Raw genomic sequence first — 2698 nt, 5'->3', positions numbered from 1 at the left:
ACTCGTTCTGAAGAAGACTCTGAAGAGTTTGTAGAGCTTGCATCTAAGGAAAATGTAAAACCAATCACATTACCAACAATTGAATTAATTTCAAAGGGAGAAAAAATTGTCGATGATTTTCTAAAATCTGTTAGCCAAGACGATCCAGATTACTCTGTTTTTATGAGCTCAAAAGCAGTTAAACTTCTTTTTGATTCTGCAAAAAAAATATCAATGTATGAAAAACTTCAGCTAGCAGTTGCAAATACTATTGTAATTGCAGTTGGTCCTAAAACAAAATCTGCCTTAGAATCTGAAGGAATCAAAGTTGCTCATATGCCAAAAAGATATTCATCAGTTGGTATTGGTGAAGTCTTCACTAGACTAAATGCAGTTGGAAAAAAGGTAATTGTTCCAAGAAGTGGAGCATCCACCCCATTTCTTAAAACTCTCTTAGAAAAGATTGGAATTATCGTAAAAGAAATCCATCTCTATGATGTTTGTGCATTTCGAGACACAACAAAATGGAATGATTTTCGTCAATTATTCTCACAGAATAAGGTTGATGGAATTGTTTTTACAAGTGCTTCATCTGTTAGAGCATTTTTTGAAATAATGAAAAAAGATTACGATGAAAATACATTACAAAATATTTTACAACAAACAAAAATTGTTTCCATTGGACCTTTTACTGCTGAAGAGCTCAACAAACTTGATGTGAAAAATATTGTTTCAGAAGTTCACACTGTACCAGGGGCTTTTCAAACAATCAAAAATATTTTTTCGTTAGCTTAGCCTATCGTTTGTTCTTGATTTAGCTCTGCCTACTCCGATCTACAAGTGGTAATGGTTGAAGAAGCTATTAATAATATAACGGAGTTATTTTGTGCATGACTACTGAAAATCTTGACATGGATTATTCAAAATATGATTTTAAAGATTCAACTGAACTCTATGTACATCTAAGCAAAAAAGGCCTTTCAAAAGATACTGTCATTGCTATTAGCAAGATGAAAGATGAGCCTCAATGGATGCTTGATTTTCGATTACGTTCTTATGAAATTTTTATGAAAAAACCAATGCGGAGTAAAGCTTTTATCACACCCTAACGTTGAGCGTGAGCTGCAGCCGATATGAGTACTAACTTAGCACGGTCTTTACGTTAAACCGCTATTTTCAAGCCTTCAGCTCCACGCATTTGTTCAGGCGACGCACCCTACAAGAAAATCCACCGTTACATGCTTGCCAAATATGTGCGCCAAGGGGTCCAGTAGTATTTTTCCCAACCTTGGTTTACACCGTCGTAGTCTTGGTCGGGCACATCAAGGTGAACTAAGTCAATTCGCCCCTCATCTCCCTCCGAAGTGAAGGACAAGATCAGGGTTGAGTCAGGGTCCTCGGCCAAAAAATTAACCGAACGCCACGATTTAATAATCAGCCTCGGCCTTATCACCTCAAGTATCGTCCCAGTCAAGGCCCCATCGAAGGCTTTGAATTCAGATCCTCTTTTATCACCAATGTCGACGGATGCACCCGTGATTGCTTGGTGTGTCGAGGGATTAATATACATTTCAAATAGTTTTTCGGCGGAAGCTGGTAATACTACAGATTGACGAATGACATTTCTCATTGCCTTATTCCTTTTAGATTTTATGCCTAACGTCCGCTGGTGAGCAGCGGCCTAAATAAATATCAAGCTTGCACGGCCTTTACGTAAAACCGCTATCTTCACGCCGTCTGCTCCAGTGGCATTGTTAGATGATGTACCTATTTAAGACTACTGCGCAATATGACGATCCCCACCCATACCCACCACACGATGAGGCCCAGCCAAACAAAGGCCCCTAGCATGACGAGAGGCGGGACAGCCGCTAGGATGCCCACCACACCGATCACCAGGCCAAGGTAGTTCAGTGCGCTGGGCAGCTCTCCTGCCCGCAAGGCTGCCCAACTCACCAACAGAATCCATAAGCTGCCTGGAATCAAATTCTTGGGTCCTAACCCGTTTTGCACAAAGTCAAACACCAACCAGACCGACTCAGCTTGAGCCGGGTCTTTGCCATAGAGATCGACGATTGTATCCAAGCCGAAGTTTGAGACCATGCCGGTGGCAATTTCCAGGCCGGCCCAGATAAGCCCGAAGGCGGTCGCCGTCTGTACCATTGCAGGCGAGCCGGCCTTCAACCGCTCGTAGAGCGCCAGCGCCAGGACAACCAGAAAGACGCCGTGTATTACATAGATGAGCAGGTACACTATGTATGTGATGGCCTGGTTGTCCGCGAGCAAAGCCACGATCTGGCCAGGACCGATGTCCCCGGTAAAGAAACCAGCGGGGATCACTATGGCCAAAACCAACCCAAAGCCCACCACGAATGTCGCTGCCTCGATCAGGGCGGCAACGCCGCCCATTTTCTGTAAATCATTCATCATTTCTCTCCGCGTATTCAGCGAATATCGGCATCAGCAGATGGATATCGACAAGCTTGTTCGGTGCCGACTCGTATGTTCATTGTTCACTTACCATCTAACGTCCGCCGGTGAGCAGCGGCCTATATAAATGTCAAGCTTGCATGGCCTTTACGAAAAAACTGCGGGGTCAGGTCTTCATTCTTCACACTCGGCCTGAATCTGTCAAGAATGAAGACCTGATAATCATATAAAGGGCGGGGCTTTCAACAGGAAAGCATATCGATTAATCTATGAAGTGTTGAAGCAGTAT

Annotated in this window: 4 protein-coding genes; 2 read left to right on the top strand and 2 right to left on the bottom strand. The window is 43.2% G+C overall.

What is annotated here, in order from left to right; all coding sequences use genetic code 11:
- Positions 1-774: uroporphyrinogen-III synthase (locus Q0X72_RS13580; protein WP_297766511.1), on the top strand; the 774-nt coding region annotated here is incomplete at its 5' end.
- Between the two features lie 116 nt (positions 775-890).
- Positions 891-1088, top strand: a complete 198-nt coding sequence (locus Q0X72_RS13575) for a hypothetical protein (protein WP_297766508.1) — start codon at positions 891-893, stop codon at positions 1086-1088.
- Positions 1089-1213: 125 nt separating this feature from the next.
- Here the strand turns inward: Q0X72_RS13575 and Q0X72_RS13570 are convergent, their stop codons facing one another.
- Both Q0X72_RS13570 and Q0X72_RS13565 read right to left on the bottom strand, forming a co-directional pair.
- The gene (locus Q0X72_RS13570; RefSeq protein WP_297766505.1) at positions 1214-1609 is read right to left on the bottom strand and encodes an SRPBCC domain-containing protein; all 396 of its coding nucleotides are present in this window, start codon (positions 1607-1609) and stop codon (positions 1214-1216) included.
- 137 nt (positions 1610-1746) lie between these two features.
- Complete coding sequence (locus tag Q0X72_RS13565; protein WP_297766502.1) at positions 1747-2409, bottom strand: DUF4386 family protein; 663 nt, start codon at positions 2407-2409, stop codon at positions 1747-1749.
- Positions 2410-2698 lie beyond the last annotated feature (289 nt).

This window comes from uncultured Muriicola sp., assembly GCF_947258935.1.
In the GTDB taxonomy this organism is placed as follows: domain Bacteria; phylum Bacteroidota; class Bacteroidia; order Flavobacteriales; family Flavobacteriaceae; genus Muriicola.
The sequence above is the reverse complement of the archived record's forward strand: the minus strand, read 5'-3'. Positions and strand labels throughout refer to the sequence as shown.